The 26770-nt window shown below is 67.1% G+C and carries 26 protein-coding genes; 20 read left to right on the top strand and 6 right to left on the bottom strand.

Translation table 11 applies throughout. The features are described 5' to 3' along the window. Positions 1–159: 159 nt before the first annotated feature. Positions 160–3045, bottom strand: a complete 2886-nt coding sequence (locus HEQ22_RS02420) for a M16 family metallopeptidase (protein WP_432769611.1) — start codon at positions 3043–3045, stop codon at positions 160–162. Positions 3046–3088: 43 nt separating this feature from the next. Continuing rightward, positions 3089–4159: a GGDEF domain-containing protein gene (locus HEQ22_RS02415; RefSeq protein ID WP_432769610.1), complete on the bottom strand. Its 1071-nt coding sequence runs from the start codon at positions 4157–4159 to the stop codon at positions 3089–3091. Positions 4160–4387: 228 nt separating this feature from the next. Between HEQ22_RS02415 and HEQ22_RS02410 the strand changes: the two genes are divergently transcribed. Beyond that, a complete protein-coding gene (locus HEQ22_RS02410; RefSeq protein ID WP_432769609.1) occupies positions 4388–6181 on the top strand; it encodes a lipoxygenase family protein in 1794 nt (597 codons plus the stop codon). Positions 6182–6184: 3 nt separating this feature from the next. Continuing rightward, positions 6185–6400 (top strand): hypothetical protein, encoded by a 216-nt coding sequence (locus tag HEQ22_RS02405; protein ID WP_432769608.1) that lies wholly within the window; start codon positions 6185–6187, stop codon positions 6398–6400. Between the two features lie 192 nt (positions 6401–6592). Here the strand turns inward: HEQ22_RS02405 and purC are convergent, their stop codons facing one another. Further along, the gene (gene purC / locus HEQ22_RS02400; protein WP_432769607.1) at positions 6593–7372 is read right to left on the bottom strand and encodes a phosphoribosylaminoimidazolesuccinocarboxamide synthase; all 780 of its coding nucleotides are present in this window, start codon (positions 7370–7372) and stop codon (positions 6593–6595) included. 334 nt (positions 7373–7706) lie between these two features. Between purC and HEQ22_RS02395 the strand changes: the two genes are divergently transcribed. Beyond that, positions 7707–8630 carry a crotonase/enoyl-CoA hydratase family protein gene (locus tag HEQ22_RS02395; RefSeq protein WP_432769606.1) on the top strand — a complete coding sequence of 308 codons (924 nt, stop codon included), beginning with the start codon at positions 7707–7709 and terminating at the stop codon, positions 8628–8630. A gap of 169 nt (positions 8631–8799) precedes the next feature. On the opposite strand, the gene HEQ22_RS02390 is transcribed toward HEQ22_RS02395, so the two are convergent. Next, positions 8800–10431 carry an alkaline phosphatase D family protein gene (locus HEQ22_RS02390; protein ID WP_432769605.1) on the bottom strand — a complete coding sequence of 544 codons (1632 nt, stop codon included), beginning with the start codon at positions 10429–10431 and terminating at the stop codon, positions 8800–8802. A gap of 24 nt (positions 10432–10455) precedes the next feature. Continuing rightward, positions 10456–11592 carry a DUF3667 domain-containing protein gene (locus tag HEQ22_RS02385; protein WP_432769604.1) on the bottom strand — a complete coding sequence of 379 codons (1137 nt, stop codon included), beginning with the start codon at positions 11590–11592 and terminating at the stop codon, positions 10456–10458. Between the two features lie 79 nt (positions 11593–11671). Here HEQ22_RS02385 and HEQ22_RS02380 point away from each other — a divergent pair, with 79 nt between their 5' ends. From HEQ22_RS02380 to HEQ22_RS02330, 11 genes are all read left to right on the top strand, one after another. Beyond that, positions 11672–12958, top strand: coding sequence for a glutamate-5-semialdehyde dehydrogenase (locus HEQ22_RS02380; protein ID WP_432769603.1), 1287 nt, complete (start codon positions 11672–11674; stop codon positions 12956–12958). Between the two features lie 31 nt (positions 12959–12989). Next, entirely contained in the window at positions 12990–13259 is a 270-nt protein-coding gene (locus tag HEQ22_RS02375; RefSeq protein WP_432769602.1) for a CopG family ribbon-helix-helix protein, read from the top strand. Beyond that, positions 13259–13546 carry a type II toxin-antitoxin system RelE/ParE family toxin gene (locus HEQ22_RS02370; RefSeq protein WP_432769601.1) on the top strand — a complete coding sequence of 96 codons (288 nt, stop codon included), beginning with the start codon at positions 13259–13261 and terminating at the stop codon, positions 13544–13546. Before HEQ22_RS02375 ends, HEQ22_RS02370 begins: the two co-directional genes overlap by 1 nt. After that, positions 13543–14196 (top strand): nicotinate-nucleotide adenylyltransferase, encoded by a 654-nt coding sequence (locus HEQ22_RS02365; RefSeq protein WP_432770925.1) that lies wholly within the window; start codon positions 13543–13545, stop codon positions 14194–14196. Before HEQ22_RS02370 ends, HEQ22_RS02365 begins: the two co-directional genes overlap by 4 nt. Further along, a complete protein-coding gene (rsfS, locus tag HEQ22_RS02360) occupies positions 14193–14591 on the top strand; it encodes a ribosome silencing factor (RefSeq protein ID WP_432769600.1) in 399 nt (132 codons plus the stop codon). The genes HEQ22_RS02365 and rsfS overlap by 4 nt, the downstream gene beginning before the upstream one ends. A gap of 143 nt (positions 14592–14734) precedes the next feature. Further along, on the top strand, positions 14735–15163 hold the full coding sequence (locus HEQ22_RS02355) for a 23S rRNA (pseudouridine(1915)-N(3))-methyltransferase RlmH (RefSeq protein ID WP_432769599.1): 429 nt from the start codon (positions 14735–14737) through the stop codon (positions 15161–15163). After that, positions 15160–16374, top strand: coding sequence for a murein hydrolase activator EnvC family protein (locus tag HEQ22_RS02350; protein WP_432769598.1), 1215 nt, complete (start codon positions 15160–15162; stop codon positions 16372–16374). Before HEQ22_RS02355 ends, HEQ22_RS02350 begins: the two co-directional genes overlap by 4 nt. A 133-nt stretch (positions 16375–16507) precedes the next feature. Further along, the gene (locus HEQ22_RS02345) at positions 16508–17896 is read left to right on the top strand and encodes a S41 family peptidase (protein WP_432769597.1); all 1389 of its coding nucleotides are present in this window, start codon (positions 16508–16510) and stop codon (positions 17894–17896) included. Between the two features lie 13 nt (positions 17897–17909). After that, positions 17910–18392, top strand: a complete 483-nt coding sequence (locus HEQ22_RS02340) for a disulfide bond formation protein B (RefSeq protein WP_432769596.1) — start codon at positions 17910–17912, stop codon at positions 18390–18392. Further along, positions 18389–18922 (top strand): demethoxyubiquinone hydroxylase family protein, encoded by a 534-nt coding sequence (locus tag HEQ22_RS02335; protein ID WP_432769595.1) that lies wholly within the window; start codon positions 18389–18391, stop codon positions 18920–18922. Before HEQ22_RS02340 ends, HEQ22_RS02335 begins: the two co-directional genes overlap by 4 nt. Positions 18923–19003: 81 nt before the next feature. Then, entirely contained in the window at positions 19004–19609 is a 606-nt protein-coding gene (locus HEQ22_RS02330; RefSeq protein ID WP_432769594.1) for a hypothetical protein, read from the top strand. Positions 19610–19679: 70 nt separating this feature from the next. On the opposite strand, the gene HEQ22_RS02325 is transcribed toward HEQ22_RS02330, so the two are convergent. Beyond that, positions 19680–21617, bottom strand: coding sequence for a prolyl oligopeptidase family serine peptidase (locus tag HEQ22_RS02325; protein ID WP_432769593.1), 1938 nt, complete (start codon positions 21615–21617; stop codon positions 19680–19682). A gap of 272 nt (positions 21618–21889) precedes the next feature. Here HEQ22_RS02325 and HEQ22_RS02320 point away from each other — a divergent pair, with 272 nt between their 5' ends. From HEQ22_RS02320 to HEQ22_RS02295, 6 genes are all read left to right on the top strand, one after another. After that, positions 21890–22288 carry a hypothetical protein gene (locus HEQ22_RS02320; RefSeq protein ID WP_432769592.1) on the top strand — a complete coding sequence of 133 codons (399 nt, stop codon included), beginning with the start codon at positions 21890–21892 and terminating at the stop codon, positions 22286–22288. Positions 22289–22348: 60 nt separating this feature from the next. After that, the gene (locus HEQ22_RS02315; protein ID WP_432769591.1) at positions 22349–23692 is read left to right on the top strand and encodes a TldD/PmbA family protein; all 1344 of its coding nucleotides are present in this window, start codon (positions 22349–22351) and stop codon (positions 23690–23692) included. A 10-nt stretch (positions 23693–23702) separates the two neighbouring features. Further along, the gene (locus HEQ22_RS02310; RefSeq protein WP_432769590.1) at positions 23703–24488 is read left to right on the top strand and encodes an inositol monophosphatase family protein; all 786 of its coding nucleotides are present in this window, start codon (positions 23703–23705) and stop codon (positions 24486–24488) included. A 227-nt stretch (positions 24489–24715) separates the two neighbouring features. Beyond that, a complete protein-coding gene (rpsM, locus tag HEQ22_RS02305) occupies positions 24716–25084 on the top strand; it encodes a 30S ribosomal protein S13 (RefSeq protein ID WP_432769589.1) in 369 nt (122 codons plus the stop codon). A gap of 114 nt (positions 25085–25198) precedes the next feature. Continuing rightward, positions 25199–25588, top strand: a complete 390-nt coding sequence (gene rpsK / locus HEQ22_RS02300; RefSeq protein WP_137753126.1) for a 30S ribosomal protein S11 — start codon at positions 25199–25201, stop codon at positions 25586–25588. 107 nt (positions 25589–25695) lie between these two features. Next, the gene (locus HEQ22_RS02295; protein WP_432769588.1) at positions 25696–26754 is read left to right on the top strand and encodes a DNA-directed RNA polymerase subunit alpha; all 1059 of its coding nucleotides are present in this window, start codon (positions 25696–25698) and stop codon (positions 26752–26754) included. The last annotated feature ends 16 nt before the right edge of the window (positions 26755–26770 follow it).

Raw genomic sequence — 26770 nt, 5'->3', positions numbered from 1 at the left:
CTTTCAGGGAGGGGTTAGGGGTGGGTTGCGAGCGATAGCGAGCGGCGGTGCGAATGCCGCCGTTGGCGGCGACCCACCCCCCTGCCCCTCCCTAAAAGGGAGGGGAGCAATCGACGACCGCGACCGGTCGCCTTCAGAGCTTCGAGCCCCGCAACCCCGCTACGTCCCCGCCTTGTCGCTCACGGCGCGGATCACCAGGGCCTTGTCGTCGACCAGATAGCGCTGCGCCAGCGCCTGCAACTCGGCGGGCGTCGCGGCGGTGACTTCGGCGATGCCGTTGCGGCTGCGGTCGAGGCGTTCGGCGTGGGTCGTCGCCTCGGCGACATAGTTCAGCCAATAGCTGTTCTCGCGCCGCGCCTTGGTCATCGATTCGACGAGCGGGCGCCGCGCGCGGTCGAGCAGGTCGGCATCGACCGGCGCGGCGCGCAGTTCGCCGGCAATCGCGAAGATCGCGGCGCGCGTCGTCGCCAGATCCTTGTAATCGACGTTGCTGGCGGCGAGCAGGTGGCCGTATCCTGGAAACTCGTCCGACAGGCTGGCGCCGGCGCCGGGGCTGTAGCTTTCGCCGAGCCGTTCGCGCAGTTCCTCGGTCAGCTTGAGCTGCATCACCCGCGCCAGCAGGTTCAGCCGCATCGCTTCGGCGAGGTCGCTGTCGTCGCGCGCCGGCCAATAGACGCGCAGTTCGGCCTGTTCGGCGGGGCCCTTGTGGATCAGCGTGCGTTCGCTGCGGTCGGTCGCATATTCGCGCACCCGCGCATCGGGGCGCGGGTCGAAGGCGGCGCGGCGTGCGGGCAAGGCGCCGAAGGTCGCCGCGATCGCATCGATCGCCACCTGCTCGTCGATGTCGCCGACCACCCCGACCTCGATCGCGCCGTGCGCAAAACTGTCGGCGATCGCGGGTTTGAGCTGGTTCCAGTCGAGCGCGAGCAGCGTCGCGAGCGGCGGGGTCTGCGACCGCGGATCGTCGTTGGCGAGGATGCCGCCGACGTCGCGCGCGATCACCGCCGCCGGGGTCGCGTCGTTCGCGGCATATTGCTGCGGCAGGAACCGGCGGATCAACGCAAGGCCGTCGGCGCGGTAGCCGGGATGGGTCAGCATCGCGGTCATCAGCTTGGCCTGTAGCGCGAAATCTTCGGGCGACGTCAGCGCATTGCCGCCGAACGCATCGGTGTCCGACCCGAAACTCGGGCTGACCGTCCGCCCGGCGAGGATCGTGCGCAGTTCGTCGAAGCTGTGCGCCGCGAGCCCGCCGACGGTGATCGACCCCGCGAGCGACACCTTCGTCGGATCGTCGCGCGTCGCGAGCAGATTGCCGCCGTCGACGCGCAGCGACAGATAGACGCGGTCCTTCTGATAATCGGTCTTTTTGATATTGAGCATGACATTGTTGGCAAAGCGGATGCGGCGAATGCCCAGATCCTCGATGCGGTTATCGGCGACGACCCGGCCGGGCAGACCGAAATCGTCATAGGCGAAGGCGCTGCTGGTCGCGGCGACCGGCGCCGCCACCGCGACCTGCTGCGATGCCGCCAGTCCGGCGAGGATCGCGGCAGTGCCGCCCTCGACCGGCGTTTTCGCGGTGACGCGCGCGAGCGGCGCGCTCATCCCGGCCATCCGCGCCCGGAACGCCGCGGTGACCGCGGCGGCGTCGAGCGACGGTGCGGTCGCCTCGAACAGCGTCTGCGTCGTTTCGGGGCGGACGACGACGAAATCGCCGTCGGCAGCCTCGATCAGCGTGTCGGCGAGCGTCTCGCTGCGCCGCGTCGTCACGCCCGCGACCGCGTTGCGCAGCCCGGTGCGGCGGTTGGCGAGCTGCTCGTCGACTTCGGCCTGGGTGAAGCCATGTTCGACGGCGCGGCGGCTTTCCTGCTCGACGAGCGCCAGCGCCTCGCGCCACGCGCCTTCCTTGGCGATCGCGCCGAAGGTCACCTGATCGAAGATTTTCCAGCCGCCCGCTTCGCTGAAATAGCCGCTGAGGATCGGCGACTCCTCGTCGAGCGCGATCTTGGCGAGGCGGCGGCTGACGATCGCTTCGCCGACCTCTTCGGCCAGGTTGCGGGCGCGCTTGGCGCGGGTATCGGGCAGCTGGACCCACGGCTTGAACATTGCAAGCGTGACCGAATCCTGGATCGCCGGGTCGACGAAATCGTCGGCGGCCGCGGCGCGCGCATAGTCGATGGTGCCGATGTCGGGATCGGCGCCGGCCGGACCGCGGCCCGTCCAGTCGCCAAAGCGCGCCTTGATCTTGGCCTCGACCGCCGCCGGATCGAAGTCGCCGACAACGACGAGCGTCGCGCGCTCGGGGCGATAATAGCGCTCGTAGAGGTCGCGCAGCCGCGCGGCGGGGGCGGTGCGGATGACCGCCTCGGTGCCGACCGGCAGGCGGTTCGCGACGGTCATGTCCGGCATCTGGAATTCGAACTGATCGACCACGCTGCGCAGCTGATAGGTGTCGCGCGCGCGCCGTTCGGAGAGGATGATCCCGCGCTCGCGATCGACCGCCGCGGGATCGATGGTCAGTTCGCTCGCGGTTTCGCGCATCAGCATCAGCCCGGTGTCGATCAGGTCGTCGGTCGCGTTCGGCAGGTCGAGCTTGTAGATCGTCCGGTCGAACCCGGTCGACGCATTGGTATCGGCGCCGAAGGCGAGCCCCTTGCGTTCGAGCAGCTTGATCATCTCACCCTCGGGCACGCCCTTCGACCCGTTGAACGCCATATGCTCGAGGAAATGGGCGAGCCCGCGCTGATCGTCGGCTTCGGCAAAGCTGCCGACGTCGAAGCGCATGCGCAGCACGACGCTGTCCTTGGGCGTGCTGTTCTTGAGCAGCGCATATTTCATGCCGTTGGGGAGGGTACCGAAGACGATGTTCGGATCGACCGGCACGTCGCTCGCGGCGAAGTTCCACACCCGCGCGGCATCGGTCTGCGGATTGACGGGGGCGGTCTGGGCGACCGCCTGTTGCGCAGAGGCCGCGGCGGTGCCGGACAGAAGCAGGACGAGGGGCGACAGGGCGAGCGAGGCGCGCCGGACGGACAATCTGGTCATGGCAACCCGTGTGGCCACCGCCCGCCGGGCGGTCAAGCCATGCTCAGGCGGTGCGCTGACCGCTTTCGACCAACGACATCGGGTCGCGCTCGACCGCCTTCGCCGCATAGAGCGCGCGATCGGCATTCTCGAACAGCTTGCGCGCGCTCGCGCCGTCGTCGGGCCAGACCGCGACGCCGATGCTGGCGCCGACGCGGATCGGCTGCCCCTCGATGCGATAGGGCGCGGCGAGGCCGGCGAGGACATGGTCGGCGAGCGCGGTCGCGAGCAGCGGCGACCCCACAGGCGCGAGGATGGCGAATTCGTCGCCGCCTTGGCGCGCGACCATCGCGTCGTCGCCGCAGGCCCGGCGCAGCCGCGCCGCGACTTCGCAGAGCAAGAGGTCGCCGACCGCATGGCCGTGCCGGTCGTTGACCGGTTTGAACCCGTCGAGGTCGAGCAGCGCGATCGCGAAGCGGCTGCCGTCGCCGGCCGCGGCGATTTCCTGGTCGAGCCGCATGTCGAGTTCGCGGCGGTTCCACAGGCCGGTGAGCGGGTCGGTGTGCGCAAGGTCGCGCATCTGTTGCTGGAGCTGAAGCAGCGCGACGAGCTGGCCATGTTGCTGAAGGATCATGCGGAGCAGGAAGACCGTCGCGACGACGAGGCTGGTCCCCGCAGCAATTTCGGCCGGATGGCCCGAGGTCAGCATCAGCAGCGAGATCGGCACCAGCCCGATCACCAGATTGACGATGGTCGCAAACCGGATCGACGAGAGGCAATAGGCGGTCGCGAGCGAGCCCATCGCCATGATCATCGCATAATAGCTGTGGTTTTCGGGCGGCGCGGCAACCCAGTTGGTCACCGTCCAGACGCAGCACATCAGCCCCATCGAGCCCGACAGCCAGGTCGATTCCTTGACCACCCGCCGCGCCCGGCGCGGGCTCATCGTCCGCCCGCGATTGTGGCGTAGGACGATGAACCCCATCAGGCACACCGCCGCCAGAATCACCGGAAAGCCGATGCGGATAAACGGATGCACCGACGCGACGCCGCCGAAGATGGCGGTCGGCGTCGTCGCCGCGAGCATCAGGAACAGCATCGGGGTCAGCGTTTCGACGCGATTGGCGCGCAACAACGCAATATCGTCGCGGATATTCGCCGGAATCGGCGGAAAGAACCGCCGTCGCAACCATGTGTAGACCCCCGTCATGCCGCTGAGATAGCAGGCGAATGTAAAACATCGGTTAAGGATAAGCGCCTAGCGAAACCAGTCGCCTGGCCGCACCGGCTCGCGAAATATTAACCATGTTCGGGCATGCCCGCCGCGCCATCATTTCGCGCTATATTCACCGGGAGCCTTGCCATGTCCTTTCCGTCGCCGTCGCTGACCTCGCCTGCCGCTGCGCCCGCGCCCACACCCGTCGCCGCCACGCCGCTGCCGTCGCCAAGCCCCAGCCTGCCGCAGGACGACACCCCTACCGAGCAGGCAGCGCGCGCCGCGCAGATCGCCGCGGCGCAGTCGGTCTATGTGTGGACCACCGCGATCCCGACGCTGCCCGGCGTGCCGCTGGCGACCGACGTGCCGAAGAACGACGAGCCGACGATCGCCTGGTTCGGCGTCCTGATCGGCGTCGGCCTCGCGATCGTGCGCAACGCGCTGACCGTCAAGCTCGGCGGCGTCGACAAGGGCGAACTCGATACCCCGCGCGCCGAATATGAGGCTGCGCTGGCCGAATGCGATGCGATCGAGGCATCGACCGCCAAGATCGCCGCCGCGCACGGCGTCCACGGCGGCGGCAATATCTTTGCCCGCATCGTCGGCGACGTCGAACAGGCGGTGGCGGCGGCCGAGCGCGACATGCACGTCGCACTGCTCAAGGGGTACAAGGATCGCCTCGAGGAGCTGATGAAGGTCAGCGAGGCCGAAGTTGCGGGGCTGGGCAGCCGCACCCCGCGCAGCATCGAAGCGTATCGCGCGCTGTTCGCGACGCTGCCGCTGCCCGGCATCGCGTGGACGTTTCCCGACGACACGATGTTCGCGCGGCTGCGCGTGCAGGGTCCGAACAACATGCTGATCGCCGCGGTGGGCACGACGCTGCCCGCCAATTTCCCGCTCACCGCAGGTCAATATGCCGGCGTCGTCAATGGCGACACGCTCGCCGCGGCGCTCGCCGACGGGCGTCTGTTCATGCTCGACTATCGCGACCTCGCGGTGCTCGATCCCGGCACCTATGGCAGCGAGGCGAAATATGCCTGGCAGCCGATGGCGCTGTTCGCGGTGCCGCCGGGCGGATCGGCGCTGGTGCCGGTCGCGATCCAGTGCGGGCAGGATCCCGCCGACGGACCGATCTTCACCCCCTCGCCGGTCGCCGACCGGTCGTGGGGCTGGGAGATGGCGAAATTCGTCGTTCAGGTCGCCGACGGCAATTACCACGAATTGTTCACCCACCTCGGCCGCACCCATCTGGTGATCGAGGCGTTCGCGGTCGCGACGCACCGCCACCTCGCCGAAGCGCACCCGATCTGGGCGCTGCTCGTCCCGCATTTCGAGGGGACATTGTTCATCAACGAGCAGGCGGCGACGTCGCTGATCGCCGCCGGCGGCCCGATCGACCATATTTTCGCGGGCACGATCGCGTCGAGCCAGATGGCCGCGGTCGACGCACGACTGGGGTTCGATTTCACCGCCAAGATGCTGCCCGCCGACCTTGCGGCGCGCGGCGTCGGCACCGGATCGGCGCTCGCCGACTATCCCTATCGCGACGATGCGCTGCTGGTGTGGCACGCGATCCACGAATGGGCGCGGCAATATGTCGATCTTTATTATGCAGCCGACGCCGACGTCGCCGCCGACACCGAACTGACCGCCTGGGCCGCATGCCTTTCCGGCGAGGCACAGATCAAGGGGTTCGGCGCGATCGCGACGCGCGCCCGGCTGATCGACGTGTGCACGATGGTGATCTTCACCGCGAGCGCGCAGCATGCCGCGGTCAACTTCCCGCAAAAGGATGTCATGGCCTTTGCCCCCGCGATCACCGGCGCCGGCTGGCAGGCGGCGCCCGATGCGCAGGCGGGGCACGACAAGGCGGGCTGGCTGGCGATGATGCCGCCGATGGCGCTCGCGCTCGAACAATTGAACGTGCTCGAACTGCTGTGATCGGTGCATTACCGCCCGCTCGGCGACTATCGCAGCAACGCCTTTCCCTATCCGGCGTGGTTCCAGGATGCGCGCGTCATCGCCGCCGAAGGCCCGCTGGCGTGGTTCCAGGCCGCGCTCGCCAATGTCGATGTGGAGATTGCGGCGCGCAATGCCGAGCGGATGCTGCCCTATCCCTATCTGCAACCGAGCCTGATCCCGACCAGCATCAATATTTGACGGGTCGGTCCAGACCAAATTCACGCGTCATTGCGAGCCCTTCGACTGCCTTGCGGGCGCTCGGGATAAACTTCCGCATCGCGGAAGCGAAGCAATCCAGAGCGGTGCACGCCTGCTCTGGATTGCAACGTCGCCTTCGGCTCCTCGCAATGACGCGGCTCAACGATCAGCGGCAGGGCGTCTATCGCAGCCTCAGCTGCCCTTTTTCTTGCGGTGGCTGTCGAGGTCGAGCACCGCATTGTCGGTGCCTTCGGGCAGCAGGCCTAGGCGGCGCGCGACTTCCTGATAGGCTTCGACTTCGCCGCCGAGGTCGCGGCGGAAGCGGTCCTTGTCGAGCTTTTCGTTCGTCGTCATGTCCCACAAGCGGCAGCCGTCGGGGCTGATCTCGTCGGCGAGGATGATGCGGCTGAAATCGCCTTCATACAGCCGCCCGAACTCCAGCTTGAAGTCGACGAGGCGGATGCCGACCGCGGCGAACATGCCGCTCATGAAGTCGTTGATGCGGATCGCCATGTCCTGAATATCGTGAAGCTCGTCCTGGCTGCACCAGTTGAAGCAGGCGATATGTTCCTCGGCGACGAGCGGGTCGCCCAGCGCATCGTCCTTGTAGCAATATTCGATCAGGGTGCGGGGAAGTTGCGTGCCTTCCTCGATCCCCAGCCGCTTCGACAACGTGCCCGCGGCGACGTTGCGCACGATCACCTCGATCGGCACGATCTCGACCTGGCGGATCAGCTGTTCGCGCATGTTGAGGCGGCGGATGAAATGATGCGGCACGCCGATGTTGCCGAGCAGGGTGAAGACATGCTCGGAAATGCGGTTGTTGAGCACGCCCTTGCCGCTGATCGTGCCCTTTTTCTGGGCGTTGAACGCGGTCGCGTCATCCTTGAAATACTGGATCAGCGTGCCAGGTTCGGGGCCTTCGTAAAGGATCTTGGCTTTGCCTTCGTAAATCTGGCGGCGACGGGCCATGGGCAGGGACTTTCCTTAACGTCAAAATAGCTGGCCCCGGCAAATGCGACTCATCGAAAGACGCGGTGCCGGGGCGATGGGGCGCCTATAGCGGCAAAGGCCGGGCGCGTCATCCCCGGGGTTGAACCAGAGCGCGCCTCTCTTCCCGTTCGTGCTGAGCTTGTCGAAGCACCGTTCTCCTTCGATGCCGGAAAGAAAGAACGGCCCTTCGACAAGCTCAGGGCGAACGGCGCTGGAGAGGCAGCGGATCGCATTTACATCTTTACGTTTACGTCAACTAGAGCTTGCGCTTCCCGGTCGCGCTTGCAACGATGCGCGAGCAAGGGAGAGAAATATGAGCTTCGACCAGATCCGCCTCGAAAAGCATGAAGGCATCGCGCTGCTGACGCTGCACCGTCCCGACCGGATGAACGCCTTCACCACCGAGATGATGCTCGAGATCGTTGCCGCGCTCGACGAATGCGACGCCGACGATGGCGTGCGCGCGGTGATTTTCACCGGCGCGGGCGACCGCGCCTATTGCGCCGGCGCCGATCTGGGTCAGGGCGCCGCGACCTTCGATTACGACAAGCGCACCGACAAGGCGGCGCTCCTGCCGGGCGGCATCGCGGCGAGCCCGGTGGCCGAGGATGGCACGATCGACTGGTCGCACCCGCTGATCCGCGATTCGGGCGGGCGCGTGTCGATGCGCATCTTCGACTGCAAGAAACCCGTGCTCGGCGCGATCAATGGCGCCGCGGTCGGCATCGGAGCGACGATGACGCTGTCGATGGATGCGCGATTGGCGAGCGACACCGCGCGCTATGGCTTCGTCTTCGCGCGCCGCGGCATCGTGCCCGAGGCGGCGTCGAGCTGGTTCCTGCCGCGGCTGGTCGGTATCCAGAATGCGGTCGACTGGTGCTATTCGGGGCGGCTGATCGACGCCGCCGAAGCGCATGAAAAGGGACTCGTCCAGTCGGTCCATGCACCGGGGGCGCTGATCGACGCGGCGATCGCCAAGGCGCGCGAGCTGACCGACCATAGCGCGCCGGTGTCGGTCGCGCTGACCCGTCACATGCTGTGGCGGATGCTGGGGGCGCCGCACCCGATGAGCGCGCACCGCTGGGACAGCCGCGCGATCTTTGCGCGCGGGCGCAGCGCCGACGCCGCCGAAGGCGTGTCGAGCTTCCTCGAAAAGCGCCCCGCCAATTTCACCGTCAGCGTCGCGAACGATTATCCGTGGTTTGGCGAATTCGAGGATGCCCCGCCGTACGAGTGAAATCCTTCTCCCCTTGGGAGCAGGATAGGGAGCCTTATCGCGCAGCGATTAGGCGAACTTGGATGAGGGTGCCCCGCCGCTCATCCTGCGAGCGTCGATCCCCTCACCCAGCTTCGCCTAGCGAACACTTTCGCAAGTCTGCGCAACCCTCTCCCGACGGGAGACGGATTCACGCCGCGTCGTACATTCGCCGCCCCCGCTGCACCGTCATGCTGTGGGTGTCTTTCAGCGCCAGCGACCGGTCGCGGATCGTGCCGAGATTGTGCCAGTTGGCGGTGACCCGGTCGCGGGTCAGCGCCACCGAGACATAGCCGCGATCCTGGGTGTTCGCCCATTTGAGCTGCGGCGACGAGCGGCGCAGCGCGGTGACCCGCATCTCGTCGGAGATGCCGGGGGTGTAGGTCTCGAAACCCGGTGAGGTCACGCTGTGGCCGCCGATCTCGACCCCCGCCGGTTTGCCGCCTTCGCTAAGGTCGAACGCCCAGGCATTGTGGCTGTCGCCCGACAGCGTCACGAAATCGGCATCGGCCGCCTGCGCCGCCGCGAGGAGGCGCGAGCGCGCTGCGGGATAGCCGTCCCAGCTGTCCATGTTGAGCGGCAGCCCGGCCTTGGCCGCGATCTGCGACGCGGCGACGCGGCGGCGGACATTCTCGGCCATGTCGGCGCCGAACCAGCCGCGCGATTCGGGCGGGGTGAACAGGCTGCCCATGACGATCTGCTGCGCGCAGACCTGCCAGCGCGTACTCGACCGGGTCGAGGCGGCGAGCCCGTCCGCCAGCCAGTTTTCCTGCGTTTGGCCCATCAGCTGGCGCGCCGGATCGCGATAGGCACCTTCGGCGAATTGCTTGAGCGCCGCCGCGGGATCGCGCGTGTCGTGCAGGATATCGCTGATCTCGAAAGGCTTGTCGCGCGCGGTGACGCGGGTTTCGGGCAGGAAGATCGTCGCGAGATCGCCGACCTGGTAATGGCGCCAGCGGGTGTCGGACACCGGCATCCATTCGGTGTGCGCGCGTTCGGCGGCGGCGATCCGATCGGTCCAGCTCCCCTCGCCCGCATTATGGTTTTCGGCGCCGCCCTTCCAGGCATCGTTGGCAAATTCGTGATCGTCCCATTGCGCGATCATCGGGAACAGCTGGTGCAGCCGCTGGAGGTCGGGATCGGCGCGATAGGCGGCGTAGCGCAGCCGGTAGTCGGCGAGCGCGACGAGTTCGCCGGCCGGCTGGACCTCGCGGCCCGGCACCTTCTGCTCGGCCGCCGGATAGTCGCCGGCCGGATATTCATAAAGATAGTCGCCGACATGGATGACGAGGTCGATGTCCTGCCGCGCCGCGGCGTGGCCATAGGCATTGAACCAGCCGAACGGCAGGTTCGAGCAGGAAAAGAGCGCAAGGTTGAACGCCGACGTCGCCCCCTGCGGCAGGGTGCGGGTGCGGCCGGTGAGCGATTTGGTGCCGTCGGGCGCGACGAAGCGGTAGAAATACCAGCGTCCCGGTTCGAGCCCGTCGACAGTGATTTTCGCGATATGATCGCCGTCGCCCTTTGCGGTGACGGTGCCGCCGCCCGCGATCTTCGCGAAATCGGGACTTTCGGAGATTTCGGCGGTGAGCGCGCTGTCGCTCGCCGCGGCATAGCGCGTCCAGAGCAGGACTGAATTGGCGCCCGGCTCGCCGCTGGCGACGCCGTGGGTAAAGCCCTGCGCCATCATCGCGCGCGCCGCCCCGGGCAGCGCCAGCGCCGCGAGACCCGCAGTGCCGATCTTGATCAGCAGGCGGCGGTCGATTTCGCCCCAAAGCGCGTGCATCGCGAATCTCCTTACCGGCCCAGGTTATCCCATGACCCCCATGGTCAGCAGCAGCAGCATGAAAGCGATCACCGCGAACAGGCTGAAGTTGATGAGCACGGTGGCGCGCACGAACGCCCCAAACCGCGACGAGCGATAGGCACCGCGCAGCTGGCGGTACATATGGAACGGCACGTAAAGCATCGCGAAAAAGGTCGCGAGCTCGCCGAAGATGGTCAGGTTGAGCAGCCGCACCGCGACGAACAGCAGCAGCATGAAACTGATCGAATAGGTGACGAACACGAAATGGTCGTAGGTGTGGAAGCGGCGGCTGAACGGGAACAACAGCCACATGAAGGGCAGCGACAGCGGGATCAGCGCCCAGGCGAATTTATAGGCGTTCGCCTGGAGCTTATAGAGAATCAGCGCCGGGTTCGCGAGCGCCTTTTGCAGCCCGTTGTCGATAAAGCCGACGCCGGTATCGACCTTGTTGCGCGACAGAAAATCAGCGCTGGTCATCAGCTGCTGCGACGGATCGTCGAGCACCGGCGGCCCGGCGGCACGATCGGCGGCGCGCTCGTCCGCACTGCGGCTGCGCGATATGCCGAGATAGTCGGCGCTTTTCTGAAGCGTTGCGCGTTCATCGAGCAAATCCTGCCGCTTCGCCGGCGGCAGGCCGGGTTTGGCAAGTTCGGCGTCGATGCGATCGACCTCGACCTGCATGCTGTCCTTGATCGCCGTGGTCCGCGTCTGTTCGTCGGCGAGTTTCGCGACGTCGAGCCCGCCGATCGCCCCGGCGCCGACCATCGCCAGCACCGCGTAGGTCAGGAACACGGCAAAAAGGAACAGCGCCAGCGGCGAGATGAAGCGCGCCCGCTCACCATGGATATAACGGCGCGTGAGGTCGCCGGGCCGCCACGCGAGCAGCGGCAGCGTGTTCCACAGCTTGCCCTCGAAATGAAAGATAGCGTGGACCAGGTCGTGACCGATCGCCCCGAAGCTGCGGTGGATGTCAGCCTTTTGGCCGCAGCGATGGCAGTGCGAACCGACCAGGCTGGTCCCGCAGTTGAGACAGCGCACACCAGAACCGTCGCCGCGCAAGCCGCCATGGCCCGGCTCGACCGCGCGGCCTGCCAGACCTGCCGTTACCGCCGCTCCGATGCCTTCGATGTCCCCGCTCATGGCGCCCTGCCTAAAGGCGGGCGAAGCCGGGCGCAACGGGACTTTCTTACCCCGCGCAAAGCATGATAGGGCAGCGGGCATGACCGCCGAAGCCCTGACCGCACCGCCGCTGCCCGGCGATACCGCCGCGCTGATCGCCGCCATGGGCGCGCGGGCGCGCGTCGCCGCCAAGCGGTTGTCGGTCGCGGCGACGGCGGACAAGGCCGCAGCGTTGCGCGCCGCCGCGGCGCAGATCCGCGCCCGCGTTGCCGATATAGTGGCCGCCAATGCCGAGGATATGGCGGCGGGACAGAAGAGCGGCCTGTCGGGCGCGATGCTCGATCGACTGCGGCTCGACGAAGGCAGGCTTGCGGCGGTATCCGAGGCGATCGACGCGGTCGCCGCGTTGCCCGATCCGGCGGGCGCCGAGATCGACCGGGTGATCCGCCCCAACGGGCTGGTGCTGAGCCGGGTGCGCGTGCCGCTGGGGGTCGTCGGCATCATCTATGAAAGCCGGCCCAATGTGACCGCCGATGCGGCGGCGCTGGGGCTGATGGCGGGCAATGCCGTGATCCTGCGCGGCGGCAGCGAGGCGGTGCATTCGAACCGCGCGATCCATGCCGCCTTCGCGGCGGGGCTGGTCGAGGCGGGGCTTCCCGCCGATGCGGTGCAACTGGTGCCGACGCAGGACCGTGCCGCGGTCGGGGCGATGCTGCGTGCACAGGGGCTGATCGACATCATCATTCCGCGCGGCGGCAAGGGGCTGGTGGCGCGGGTGCAGGACGAGGCCCGCGTGCCGGTGCTCGCGCATCTCGACGGGATCAACCACCTGTATATCGACGGCGCCGCCGATCCGGCGAAGGCGGTGGACCTCGCCGTCAACGCCAAGATGCGCCGCACCGGCGTCTGCGGCGCGACCGAGACGATCCTGATCGACCGCGCCTACCCCGCACCGCTCGCTATCATCGACGCGCTGGTCGCGGCGGGCTGCGAGGTGCGCGGTGACAAGGGCGTCGCAGAATTGAGTCCGCATGTCGAACCCGCATCCAATGGCGACTGGGACTGCGAATATCTCGACGCGATCGTCTCGATCGCCATGGTCGATGGCGTCGAGGGCGCGCTGGTACATATCGATGCGCATTCGAGCCGCCACACCGATGCGATCGTCACCGAGGATGCCGCCGCCGCCGATCGCTTCCTCGCCGAGGTGGATAGCGCGATCGTGATGCACAACGCCTCGACCCAGTTTGCCGACGGCGGCGAATTCGGCCTGGGCGCCGAAATCGGCATCGCGACGGGGCGGCTGCACGCGCGCGGCCCGGTCGCGCTGGAAGGGCTGACGACGTACAAATGGCTGGTACGCGGGAGTGGTCAGACGCGTCCTTGAATCATTTGTATACAAATGATACATTGAGTATATGAGCAAGCAATCGGTCATCTCCGCCCGTGTCGACACCGAGACTTTAGCGCTCGTTGACAAGCTCGCCGCAGCGCAGGGGCGCAGTCGCGCATGGTTCGTCAACAAGGCAGTGCTCGACTATGTTGAGCAGGAATCGGCGATGCTGGCCTTTCTGCAAGAAGGCGAAGATGCCATCACCAACGGCGATTACTATACCCAGGAAGAGATGGAACTTTGGTTGGCTGAGCGCCAAGCCAGCCGTGCCCGGCAGAGGCGTGCTGCAGGCTAATGGCGCTGATCAAATGGTCGGGACCCGCTCGAAGAGATCTTGCACGCATTGACGACCATTATCGATCGATCGACCCGGAATTTGCCGATCAATCTTCGGACGCGGTCGTCGAAGCCGCTCGATTTTTGCTCGCCAACCCGCGCGTGGGCGCTCCTCTAGACCAACTGCCCTTTCGCAAATGGCCGGTTCGCACGACACCATTCATTCTTTTCTATCGCGTCGAAAAGGCCGACATCCGGATTGTACGCGTCCGCCATAATCGCGAAGATTGGCACCCGGTAAAGTGATCCCGACCGGCCTCCTCGGCGGCAGCTTCAATCCCGCGCATGGCGGACATCGCGCGATCAGCCTGAATGCCATCGACGCGCTGGGGCTGGACGAGCTGTGGTGGCTGGTGTCGCCGGGCAATCCCCTGAAGCCCAAAGCCGGCATGGCCTCGCTCCCCGCACGGCTCGCTTCGGCACGGCGGATGGCGCGGCGTGCTCCGATTCGCGCGACCGCGATCGAGGCCGAACTCGGCACCCGCTACACCGTCGATACGCTCAAAAAACTCGTCCGCCGCTATCCCGATCGGCAGTTCATCTGGATCATGGGGGCCGACAATCTGGTTCAATTGCCCCAATGGCGCGACTGGCGGGGGATCGCGCGACTCATGCCGATTGCGGTTGTCGCGCGTCCGGGCTATAACGACCGCGCCCATGCAAGACGTGCGATGGGTTGGCTTCGGCGCTTCGTCCGGCCCGCGGACCAGAAATTGCATTGGACGGACTGGAGACCGCCCGCCCTCGTGTTCCTGCGATTTTCGCCCGATGTGCGATCCGCAACTGCGATACGGCAGGCCAACCCCCGCTGGTTCGAACGCTATGAAGGCCGCGCCCTGCGCGACCCGCTGACCCGTTCGCGCCTTGTGGCCCCGATTGAGAAAGGACGCATTTGATCTCCGCCAACCAGGATGCCGCGCCCGGCGCCGCATCCGCAAACGATAGCGTGGACGCGCTCCACGCGCTGATCCTCCACCAGCTGGACGAGGACCAGGCGCAGGAAACCATTTCCATTCCGCTTGCCGGCAAGAGCAGCATCGCCGACCATATGGTGATCGCCAGCGGCCGTTCGACGCGCCATGTGTCGGCGATCGCCGACAAGCTGGCGCAGCGGATCAAGCAGGAAGCCGGACGCCCGGTCCGGGTCGAGGGGTTGCCCAACGCCGACTGGGTGCTGCTCGACGCCGGCGATGTGATCGTCCACCTGTTCCGTCCCGAGGTGCGCAGCTTCTATAACCTCGAGCGCATGTGGTCGTTCGGCGACGCGCCGCCGGTCGCCGCCGCGAATTGACGTTTTTGATCTGTTCGGCCTAAAGCCCGACAGAAGCGGCACCAGCCCGCTCCCCCTCCCGGCCTCCCTAACGATAGTAGCCTATGGGAGGCCGGGAGGGGGAGCGGGCTGGTGCCGCTTTCACCGAAGGTGAACAAAAACCCATGTTGCTGCACATCATCGCGCGCGGGCGCATCGGGCGCGGCGCAGAGGCCGAGCTGGTCGAGCGCTATATGAAGCGCGTCGCCTGGGCGCAGAAGATTTCCGAACTTCCCGATACCGGCGGGCGCAGCCCCGCCGCGGCCGACAACAGCCGCACGATCCTGCTCGACGAGGGCGGAGAGCAATTGTCATCGCTCGAATTCGCCCGATTGCTGGAGACCTGGCGCGACGGCGGGGTGCGCGAGGCGCGCTTTTACCTGGGCGCCGCCGACGGCTTTACCCCCGAAGAACGCGAGGGTGCCGACAAGGTCATCGCCTTTGGCCGGGCAACGTGGCCGCACCTGATGGCGCGCGCGATGCTGGCCGAACAATTGTGGCGCGCGACGAGCATCATCGCAGGCCACCCCTATCACCGCGAGGGCCGGCAATGAGGCGGACGCTCGCCGTGCTGGCGCTGACCGGGGCGTTTGCGCTGGGCGCGCTGGCGGTGGCCCAGAGCGACGTCTTCGACCCCGCCGCGATCGCCGACCGCGAGCGGCGGCAGCTGGTCACCGCGAAGCAGCAATCGGCCGCCGCGATGCGGCGCAGCGCGGCGCTGGAGACGCAGGCGCGCGCCGCCAGCAGCGAGGCCGACCGGCTGAAGAAACGCAGCGCCGCGCTCGCCGCGCGGATACAGTCGGCCGAGGCCGATATCAGCGCCGGCGAGGCGCGCGTGTCGCTGGTCAACCGCCGGCTCGCCGCGCAACAGGCGCGGCTTGCCGAGCAGCAACAGCCGCTGCTCGAACTCACCGCGTCGCTGCAACAATTGTCGCGCCAGCCGCCGGTCAGCGTCCTCGCGCAGCCGGGGTCGCTGACCGACATGGTCCATGCCCGCGCGGTGCTCGACGCGATCGTGCCGGTAATCGAGCGCCGGACCGCCGGAGTCCGCCGCGAACTGGCGGCGCTGCGCACGACGCAGACGCAGCAGGCCGTGGCGCTGCGCGCGCTGTCGGGCAGCAAGGCGCAGCTCGCCGAACGGCGCGGCGCGCTGACCCGGCTGGAAAACGAAGGACGCCTGCGTTCGCGCGAGTTGATGAGCAGCGCCCGGCTGGAAGCCGACCGCGCGCTCGGGCTCGGCGAAAAGGCGCGCGACATCGTCGAATTGATGGATGCGCTGGAAGCCGATGGCGCGGTGCGTGCCGAACTGGCCCAGCTTGCCGGGCCGCTGCCGCGGCCGCGCGACCCGGCCGCGACAGCTCCGGGCGCCATCCCGCCGCCTACACCCGAGGCCGATCTGGCCCGCGGCGCGTATCGCCTGCCGGTCGTCGGGCGCATTGTCGCCGGGCTGGGCGAGGTCAATGCAAGCGGGGTGCGTTCGCGCGGGGTGACGATCGCGGCCCGGCCGGGCGGCCAGGTCGTCGCCCCGGCGCCCGGTCGCGTCAGCTATGCCGGCGATTATCGCGGTTACGGCAAGATCGTCATCGTCGATCACGGCGGCGGTTGGACCACCTTGCTGACCGGGATGATCGCACTGTCGGTGGGGGTCGGCGACAGCATCGATGCCGGCGCGCCAATCGGCCGCGCCGGATCGGACGACAGCCGGATCACGATCGAACTGCGCCGCGCCGGGCGGCCGGTCGATCTGGTCGCGATGCTGGGATAGCGCGCCGCGTTAAGCCGCAGTTCGCGACTTGCACCGTATCGGGATAGCGTGCTTGACGGCGGCGCAAATGCGTTGGAGGATCGCGCGCCGGGGTTTATAAGGCGGGACGTGCCCGCATGGCTGAAAGACGATAATGACTGAATCGACCCAGACTCCCGCCTCCCCCAAGCGCCGCTTTGCGCTGTGGCAGGGCGCCGCCGCCCTGAGCACGCTGGCACTGGTGCCGCTCGCGACGGGCGCGATGGCCACCGTCGACGCCTCGACGACCGACGAGATTTCGCGCTTCATGGACGTGTTTCTGGAGGTGAAGTCCAACTATGTCGAGCCGGTCACCGACGACAAGCTGATCGAAGGCGCGATCAACGGCATGCTCGCCAGCCTCGACCCGCATTCGGGCTATCTCGACGCGCGCGGTTTTTCGAACCTTCGGACCCAGACCGACGGCGAATATGGCGGGCTGGGGCTGTCGGTGACGATGGAGGACGGCGTCGTCAAGGTGATCGCCCCGACCGCGGACACCCCCGCCGACAAAGCGGGGATCAAGTCCGGCGACTATATCACCCATATCAACAGCGAACTGATCTTCGGGCTGACGCTGGACGAGGCGGTCGAACAGATGCGCGGCCGTCCGGGCACGACGATCGACATCACGGTCGTGCGCGAGGGGCAGGACAAGCCGCTGGAGCTGACCCTGACGCGCGAGATCATCGACCTGAAACCGGTGAAATGGGAAGTAAACGGCGACGTCGGCGTGCTGACGGTGGCCAGCTTCTCTGCCGACGCGACCACCGATTTGCGCGCCGCGATGCTGGCGGTCGAAAAATCGCTCGGCCGCAAGCCGCGCGGCTGGGTGCTCGACCTGCGCTCGAACCCGGGCGGGCTGCTCGACGAGGCGGTCGGGATCAGCGACCTGTTCCTCGAACGCGGCGAGATCGTGTCGCAGCGCGGCCGGAAAAAGGGCGATATCGAACGCTATTTCGCCGAACCGGGCGACCTCGCCGGCGGGGCGCCAGTCGTCGTGCTGATCGATTCGGGATCGGCCTCGGCCTCCGAAATCGTCGCCGGCGCGTTGCAGGACCAGCATCGCGCGGTCGTGATGGGCGAGCGCAGTTTCGGCAAGGGCTCGGTCCAGACGGTGCTGCCGCTGACCGACACCACCGCGCTGCGTCTGACCACCGCGCGTTACTACACCCCGTCGGGACGCAGCGTGCAGGAGGGCGGGATCGATCCCGACATCCAGGTGCCGCAGCTGACCGACCCCGATTATGCCTCGCGGCCGAAGTTCCGCGAAAGCGACCTGCGCCGCCACCTGATCAACGAAAAGAAGGTCGATGACGGATTGCTCGAAAAGGACGAGAAGGCCGACCCGCGCTTTACCGCGACCGCCGAAGAGCTGAAGGCCAAGGGGATCGAGGATTATCAGCTGCATTATGCGCTGCAGACGATCGGCCGCATCAGCCCGACCGCACCGCGCATGGCGCAGGGCAAGGCGCCCGCCGCCAAGCCGACGCGCCGCAACTGAGGACTGTCCGTCGATGCTGAATTCGCGCCTCGCCGCGCCGATCGTCGCGTTCGCCGCGCCGCTGCTCCTCTATGGCGGCGCGCTGGTGTCGCAATATGGCTTTGGCCTGGCGCCGTGTGAAATGTGCTATTGGCAGCGCTGGCCGCACCAGGCGGCGATCGTTCTGGCGCTACTCGCGCTGCTGCTGCGCGGCAATGACACGGCGATGCGGGCGCTCACCACGCTTGCCGCCTTCGCCATCGCGATCAGCGGCGCCATCGGCATTTTTCACGCCGGGGTCGAATATGGCTGGTGGGAAGGGCTGACGACCTGCGCCAGCGGTGCCGGTGGCCCGGTGTCGCTCGACGCGATCATGAACGCGCCGCTGATCCGCTGCGACGTGCCGCAATGGACGCTCGGCGGCATCTCGCTCGCCGGGTTCAACGCGATCTTTTCGCTCGGCGCGGCGGCGCTCGTCTTGACCCTGCTGCGGCGGCGGACCACATCGGCGGCATGACCGACACCCCCGCCCCCACCGACCGGTCGACCGCCGCGATGATCCGCGTTGACCAGGCGGGCGAATATGGCGCGACGCGCATCTATGCTGGCCAGCTCGCGGTGATGGGCGACCGCCACCCGATGGCGCGCGAGATCGCGCATATGGCCGAGCAGGAAGACCGCCACCGCAAATTCTTCGACGCGATGGTCGCGCGGCGCGGCGTCCGCCCGACCGCGCTGCAACCGGTGTGGAACGTCGCGGGCTTTGCACTGGGCGCGGTGACCGCCGCGATGGGTCCGCGCGCCGCGATGGCGTGCACCGCAGCGGTCGAGACCGAGATCGATCGTCACTATAGCCATCAACTCGACGCGCTGGGCGATAGCGACCCCGAACTCAGCGCTGCGGTCGCCGATTTCCGCGCCGAAGAGCTGGAGCATAAGGAGGCAGCGCTCGCCGCCGGCGCCGAAAGCGCGCCGGGTTATCCGCTGCTCAGCTTCGCGATCCGTGCAGGATGCCGTGCAGCCATCGCGCTGTCCAAGCGTATCTGATAAGGCCGCAGTATCGCGCCCCGTTCAGGGCGGATGCAGCTTTCGCGTGGCAGGGCCGCGCGAAGAATGAAGGAAAAATCGATGACCCGCCTGCCCCTGTTCGCGCTGATCCTCGCCGGTAGCGCCCTTTCGGTACCCGCCGCGGCGCAAGAGGCGCCGGTCGACGCCGAAAAGGTCAACCAAGTCGTCGTCTATGGCGACGATCAATGCCCGCGCGGGGCGCCCGACGAAATCCTGGTCTGCGCAAAGCTGCCCGAAAGCGAGCGCTACCGCGTGCCGGAAATGCTGCGCGGCAACCCGCTCGACGTGCGCAACGAAGCGTGGGCGAACAAGGTGGTCGCGGTCGAGCGTATCGGCCGCTTCGGCACCGACAGCTGTTCGCCGACCGGGCTTGGCGGCTTTACCGGCTGCACCCAGGCGCTGGTCGCGGGCGCGCGCGCCGAACGTCAGGCGACCGACAAGACCGACTGGCAGGCGATGATCGCCGACGAGCGCGCCAAGCGCATCGCGGGCATCGACGCCGCCGCCGACGAGGTCGAGGCCGCGGTGGTCGCCGAGGAACAGGCGCTGGCCGAACGCCAGCAGGCCGCCGCCGAACTCGAACGCCAGGCCAGCGGCGAAGCGCCGATGCCGACGGCACCCGACGAAGCCGACGCCGAACCGCTGCCGGTCCCGCCGCAGAACTGATACTTTAATTCGTCATTGCGAGCGAAGCGCAGCAATTTGCTCCGCTCGTGTTGACGGCGTTTGGAACGACTCAGTTCAGCAGATATTGCTGCCAGAACAGCAGCGACGTCCAGAAATTATAGTCGGCGTTTTCCTTCTTCGCGAAACCGTGGCCTTCGTTGGTGCCGACGAGGTGCCAGGCAGTGCCGCCATTCCCCCGCACCGCCGCGACGATCTGATCGGCCTCCGACGCCGGGACACGCGGGTCGTTCGCGCCGGTGACGACGAACAGCGGCTTCTTGATATCGGCGACGCGCGTCAGCGGCGAGATTTCGGTGAGCTTGGCGCGCTGTTCGGGCACGCGTTCGTCGCCATATTCGACGCGGCGCAGGTCGCGGCGATACTCCTGGGTGTTTTCCAGGAAGGTGACGAAGTTCGAAATCGCGACGATGCACAGGTTCGCGCGCAGCTTGTCGGCATAATGCGTCGCGGCGGCATAGCACATGTAGCCGCCATAGCTGCCCCCGGTCAGCCCGAAGCGCGATGCGTCGAGCGCCTTGTCTTTTGCCAGCAGGTCGAGGAAGGCGCCCATGTCCTTGACGCTGTCCTCGCGCTTGAACGGGCCGTTGTCGAGGCTGACGAAGGTCTTGCCATAGCCGGTCGAGCCGCGAACGTTGGGGTAGAAAAGAGCGATCCCCATCTCGTTCAGCATATAATTGCTGCGCCCCATGAAGCCCGGGCGCGACTGCCCCTCCGGCCCGCCGTGCACGCTCATGATCAGCGGGCGTTTGCCCGGGAATTTGGCCGGATCGGGACGGTAGAGGAAACCCGAGACCTCGAGCCCGTCGAAGCTCTTCACCTTGACCAGTTCGGGTTCGACATTCTGCGTCACATCGAGGCCGCCGGTTTCGCTTTCGGTCCAGCGCGTGACCCCCAGCGTCTTCGGATCGACGCTGAACACGTCGGCAGCGCTGCGCGCCGAGGTGAAGGTGATGCCGATCTCGCCCCACGGCGCGATCTCGAGCCCGCCGATGATGCCGGGCGGCAGCTTGTCGACAGTCCGCACCGCACCGGTTTTCGGATCGAACAGGCGCAGCTTCGACATCCCCGCCTCGTTCACCACATAGGCGATGAAGCTGCCGTCTTCGGCAATGTCGAAGGTGTCGACATCCCACGTCTCGGCCGGCCCCTTAGGCGTGAATTTGCCCGTCGCCGGATCGAGGGTGCCGAGCCGCTGGAAATCGCTGCCCTCGTCGCTGGTCATCCAGATCGTGCCGTCGGGGGCAAAGGCAGCGCCGCCGAGTGCGACCGTCTTGCTGTGATCGCCGATCGGCGCCATCGCGCCGCTCGCGAGGTCGAGGCGGAACAGATCGGCTTTCTGGACCGAGGTGTATTTGCCGACCAGCGCCCAGCTTTTGTCCGCCGCGAAATCGAGCAGGCCCCAGCCGCCGCCCTGAACCTCGGCGACCATCCGGCGCGTCTTCGGATCGCGCGGGTCCATGACATAAATATCGCTGTCGCGGCCGTTGCGCAGCGTCGAGGTGAAGGCGACCAGCTTGCCATCCTTGCTCCACGCATTGAGGCCGTTGCGGCTCTTGCCGTCGGTGAGCAGGTCGAGGCGGCCGTTGTTCATCGCATAGATCTGATAGAATTCGTTGCCGCCGATATCCTTCTGGACCAGCATCACGTCGGCGGTCTTGGGCGACCAGCTGCCGCCACCGACCGGCTCGGCCTCGAACGTAAGCTGGGTGCGCGCGCCCATCGGGCGGGCGACGCGGTGGATCTGGCTGGTGTTGGCGAAACGCGTCGCGATCAGCATCGATTTATCGACGGGGTTCCAGCCGACGAAACCGGCGCCGCGATTTTCCATATAGGGACGCGTCGCCGCGGTCAGTTCGGCGGGGACTTCGGGCACGCCGTCGGCGATCAGCGCCGCGGGTTTGGGTTCGACCGCGGGCTTGTCGCCCTCGGCAGCGAGGGCGGGCGCGAGCGGCAGCGCGAGCGCGGCCAGAAAAGCAAGATGACGCATGATGATGTCCCCGTTTCTGTCAGGCAGATGGCAGAGGATAGACGGTATCGGCAGCGGCGATGGATGCAAGCTTCGACCAACCGTTGCCGACCGTCGACGACCGCCCCATCGGACCCGCTGGAGGTTCGAATCTTCGTTCCGACGCGGTTTGGTGACGAATCTGCGCCGAATCGAATGGAAAAATTAACGAATCGCGGTCAGTCTGTCTTGACTTGGGAATAATTGGGGCAAATCGTGGCGGTTCTGGGAATCGCCGGCCGGGGAGGCTGATAATGGCATCGACATTCGGACCGCGCCTGTTTCGGCGCTCGACCTCCAGCGTGCCCGCGGCGCGCAGTCTGGGTCGCCGCATGACGCTGCACGCCGCGACCGCGCTCGTCGCTTTCGCCGCCATCCAGATCTGGCTCGTGTCGAGCGCGATTGCCGCCGGGGCGCCGTCGGCACTGATCGTCGTCGCATTGGTCGTCCTGCTCGCACTCGCGGTCCCGATCACGCGGTCGGTCGAGCGCCGCTGGTATCACCTCAGCCGCCAGGCACTCGCCAGCTGGGGGCTGCACGCGCGCTTTCGCCGCGATGTCCGGCGCCTGTGGGTTGCAGCGCTGACCCTGCCCTTTCTGTGGGTCAGCGGCGCGATGGCCGCCACCGACGCGATCGCCGCCATCACGCGCTGATCGGCACCAGCGTCCGACTTTGATTTTGACGCCTTGCCGCGCGCCGTATAGGGCGCGGCGATGCTGACCGTTCCCGAAGCCCTCGACCGTGCGCAGTTGCTGTGCACCGCTGCGACCAAGGCCGGCGCCGACGCCGCCGACGCACTGTATTACTGCAACGCCGCGACCTCGGTCTCGATGCGGCTTGGCGCGCTCGAGGATGTCGAGCGCTCCGAAGGCCAGGACATCGCGCTGCGCGTCTTCGTCGGCCAGCGCAGCGCCAGCGTGTCGACCGCCGACATGGACGCCGCCGAACTGACCAAGCTGGTCGAACGCTGCGTCGCGATGGCGCGCGAAGCCCCCGAAGACCCCTATGCCGGGCTGGCGCCCGAAGAGCGGCTGTTCCGCGGCGCGGTGCCCGATCTCGATCTCGACGACGGCAGCGAGGCCGATCCGCAGGCGCTGCGCGCGGCGGCGCTCGAAGTCGAGGAAGCCGCGTGCGGCGTCGCGGGGGTGACGAACAGCGAGGGGGGCAGCGCCAGCCACAGCCGCACCCGCTTCGCACTTGCGACCAGCCACGGCTTTGCCGGCGGCTATGGATCGAGCGGCCACAGCCTGTCGGCCAGCGTCATCGCCGGCGAAGGCGCCGCGATGCAGCGCGATTATGGCTGGCACACCGCGCATTACCTCGCCGACCTGGAAAGCGCCGGCGAAATCGGCGCGCGCGCCGGCACCCGCGCGGTCGCGCGGCTGAATCCGGGCAAGGCGCCTGTCGGCAAGGTGCCGATGGTCATCGATCCGCGCGTCGGCAGCAGCATCGTCGGCCACCTGCTCGGCGCAATCGCCGGCCCGGCAATCGCGCGCGGCACCAGTTTCCTGCTGGGCAAGCAGGACGAGCGGCTGTTCGACAGCAGCATCGTCATCCGCGACGAGCCGCACCGCCTGCGCGGTCTGCGAAGCCGGGCCTTCGACGGCGAAGGGCTGCCGACCGTGGCGCGCGACATCGTCACGGGCGGCAAGGTCACCGGCTGGCTGCTCGACACCGCCTCGGCGAAACAGCTCGGCCTGGCGCCGACCGGCCACGCGAGCCGCGGCGGCGGCGCGTCGGGCGTTTCGGCGAGCAACCTGCATCTCGCCCCCGGCACCGCGACGCCGGCGGCGCTGATCGCGGACATCGCCGAGGGTGTCTATATAACCGAACTGATCGGCCATGGCGTCAATCCGGTCACCGGCGACTATAGCCGCGGTGCGTCGGGGTTCGTGATCCGCGATGGCCGGATCGCCGGGCCGATCGCCGAATTCACCGTCGCCGGTAACCTGATCGACATGTTTGCGGCGCTGGTCCCCGCCGACGACCTGGAATTTCGCCACGGCATCAATGTCCCGACGCTGCGCATCGACGGCATGACCGTCGCCAGCAGCTGAACCGCGCGCCATGCCCGCCCGTAACCTGGAAGCCGTGATCGCCGCGACGCGCGAGGTCGGCGACATGGCGATGGCGCGCTGGCGCGGCGAGGGCAAGGCGCTCGACGTGTGGCACAAGTCGCACGACAATCCGGTCAGCGACGTCGACATGGCGGTCGATGCGCGGCTGAAGGCGGTGCTCGGCGCGATGGTGCCCGAAGCGGGGTGGCTGTCCGAAGAGACCGCCGACAATGAAGACCGGCTGTCCTGCCGCGCGATGTGGTGCGTCGATCCGATCGACGGCACCCGCGATTTCATCCGTGGCCGCCCCGGCTGGTGCGTGTCGGTGGCGCTGGTCGTCGATGGCACCCCCGAGCTCGGGGTGCTCTATGCCCCCGCGCTCGACGAGCTGTGGGTTGCGCAGCGCGGCCAGGGCGCGACACTGAACGGCGAGACGCTGCGCGCCAGCCGGCGGATGATCTTCGACGGGTCGCGCGTCCCCGCCGACAGCCTGCCGAAAATCGACCGCGACCTGATCATGGTGACCAAGCCGAACAGCATTGCGCTGCGCATCGCGCTGGTCGCCGACGACCGCGCCGATCTGGTCGCGACGCTGCGCTGGGGCTATGAATGGGACGTGGCGGCGGCGGCGCTGATCGCGACCGAGGCTGGCGCCGCGGTGACCGACGCGTTCGGCGAGCCGCTGGTCTTCAACACCCCGCGCGCGCAGGCGTTCGGGGTCATAGCCTGCGCCCCCGGCATCCACCGGGCCGTCGTCGGCCGCCTGCACGACCGCGCGGTCGCGCTTACCGCCTAGATCGGGTGGGGCGGCGCAGCGGACTCGACCGAGACCGAAACACGGCCAAACGCCCGCGGCGCGCTTGACTTTCGGCCCGACTCGCCGTAACGGCGCTCCTATTCCGACAGCCTGACCGGACGGCGAAGCGCGCTCGCGCATCGTGGTCCGTTTTTTTGCGTTGGAAATCAGACGCTTTGAGATGGGGCCGATTGCCTACGGCCCCGTGGAGCAGGAGAAAGTTACCAATGGCACGTATCGCGGGCGTCAATCTGCCCACCAACAAGCGCGTGATCATCGCGCTCACCTACATCCACGGCATTGGTCGCAAGACCGCAGTCGACATCGCCACCAAGCTGGGCATCGACCAGACGCGCCGCGTCCAGGACCTCAGCGACGCCGAAGTCCTGCAGATCCGTGAAACGATCGACGCCGACCTGACCGTCGAGGGTGACCTGCGCCGCACCACGGCGATGAACATCAAGCGCCTGATGGACCTCGCCTGCTACCGCGGCCTGCGTCATCGCAAGGGCCTGCCGGTTCGCGGCCAGCGCACGCACACCAACGCCCGCACCCGCAAGGGCAAGGCCAAGGCGATCGCCGGTAAGAAGAAATAAGGTCCGAGCGCGCCCGCCCCTTTCTCAAGGCACGGCGCGCTTCCTTGTTTCCCCAGCCGGGGCAGCGGCGCACCGCCCGCCACCGGCGTTTCAGGATTAGGTTAGGATTTCATCATGGCTCGTGAACCGCAGCGCCTTCGTCGGCGCGAACGCAAGAATATCTCGTCGGGCGTTGCCCACGTCAACGCGACCTTCAACAACACGATGATCACCATCACCGACGCGCAGGGCAATACGATTGCCTGGTCGAGCGCCGGCATGATGGGCTTCAAGGGCAGCCGCAAGTCGACTCCCTATGCCGCGCAGGTCTGTGCCGAAGACGCCGGCAAGAAGGCCTCCGAACATGGAGTCCGCACGCTGGAAGTCGAAGTCAAGGGCCCCGGCGCCGGTCGTGAATCGGCGCTGCGCGCGCTGCAGGCGGTCGGTTTCCACATCACTTCGATCCGCGACGTGACCCCGATCCCGCACAACGGCGTCCGCCCGGCCAAGCGCCGCCGCGTCTGACGTCTGCTTCGGACCCCGTCCCATCCGGGACGGTGTCCGCCATCTCCTAACGCCGGACCGGTCGGTTTCCGCCCCCGCCCCGTCCCGCCAAAAGCAAAGGGAAGACCATGACTGTCAACATCCGCAACTGGCAGGAATTGAAGAAGCCCAGCAACCTGGAAATCAAGTCCGGCAGCGACGGCAAGCGCAAGGCGACCTTCGTCGCCGAGCCACTTGAGCGCGGCTTTGGCCTGACGCTCGGCAATGCGCTGCGCCGCGTGCTGCTCTCGTCGCTCCAGGGTGCGGCGATCACCTCGATCAAGATCGAGAATGTCCTGCATGAATTCAGCAGCCTGGCCGGCGTGCGCGAGGATGTCACCGACATCGTCCTCAACGTGAAGCAGATCGCGCTCAAGATGGAAGGCGAAGGCCCGAAGCGGCTTCAGCTTTCGGCGACCGGTCCCGCGACCGTCAAGGCCGGCGACATCATGGTGTCGGGCGACATCAAGGTGATGAACCCGAACCATGTCATCTGCCACCTCGACGACGGTGCGACGCTGAACATGGAACTGGTTGCCGACACCGGCAAGGGTTACGTCCCCGCGACCGCCAACCGTCCGATCGACGCGCCGATCGGCCTGATCCCGGTCGACTCTCTCTACTCGCCAGTGCGCCAGGTCGCCTACAAGGTCGACAATGCCCGCATCGGGCAGGAACTGGACTATGACAAGCTGAACCTGACCGTCGAAACCGACGGCACGATCACCCCGGAAGACGCCGTGGCCTATGCCGCACGCATCCTCCAGGACCAGCTGCAGGTCTTCGTCCACTTCGAAGAAGCCATGAACGACAGCGGCATGATCGGCATGGCGGCATCGCCGACCACCGCCGACGAGAGCGACGTCAACCAACTCAACCGCTTCCTGCTCAAGAAGGTCGACGAGCTGGAACTGTCGGTCCGCAGCGCGAACTGCCTGAAGAACGACAACATCATCTATATCGGTGACCTGGTTCAGAAGACCGAGGCCGAAATGCTCCGCACCCCGAACTTCGGCCGCAAGTCCTTGAACGAAATCAAGGAAGTGCTGTCGTCAATGGGTCTGCGCCTGGGCATGGACATCCCCGGCTGGCCGCCGGAAAACATCGAAGAAATGGCCAAGAAGCTCGAACAAGAGCTGCTGGGTTAATCGAGATAGCGCCCCG

Source organism: Sphingopyxis sp. (genome assembly GCF_050916055.1).
Lineage (GTDB): Bacteria > Pseudomonadota > Alphaproteobacteria > Sphingomonadales > Sphingomonadaceae > Sphingopyxis.
This window is presented reverse-complemented; position numbering and strand designations above follow the sequence as displayed.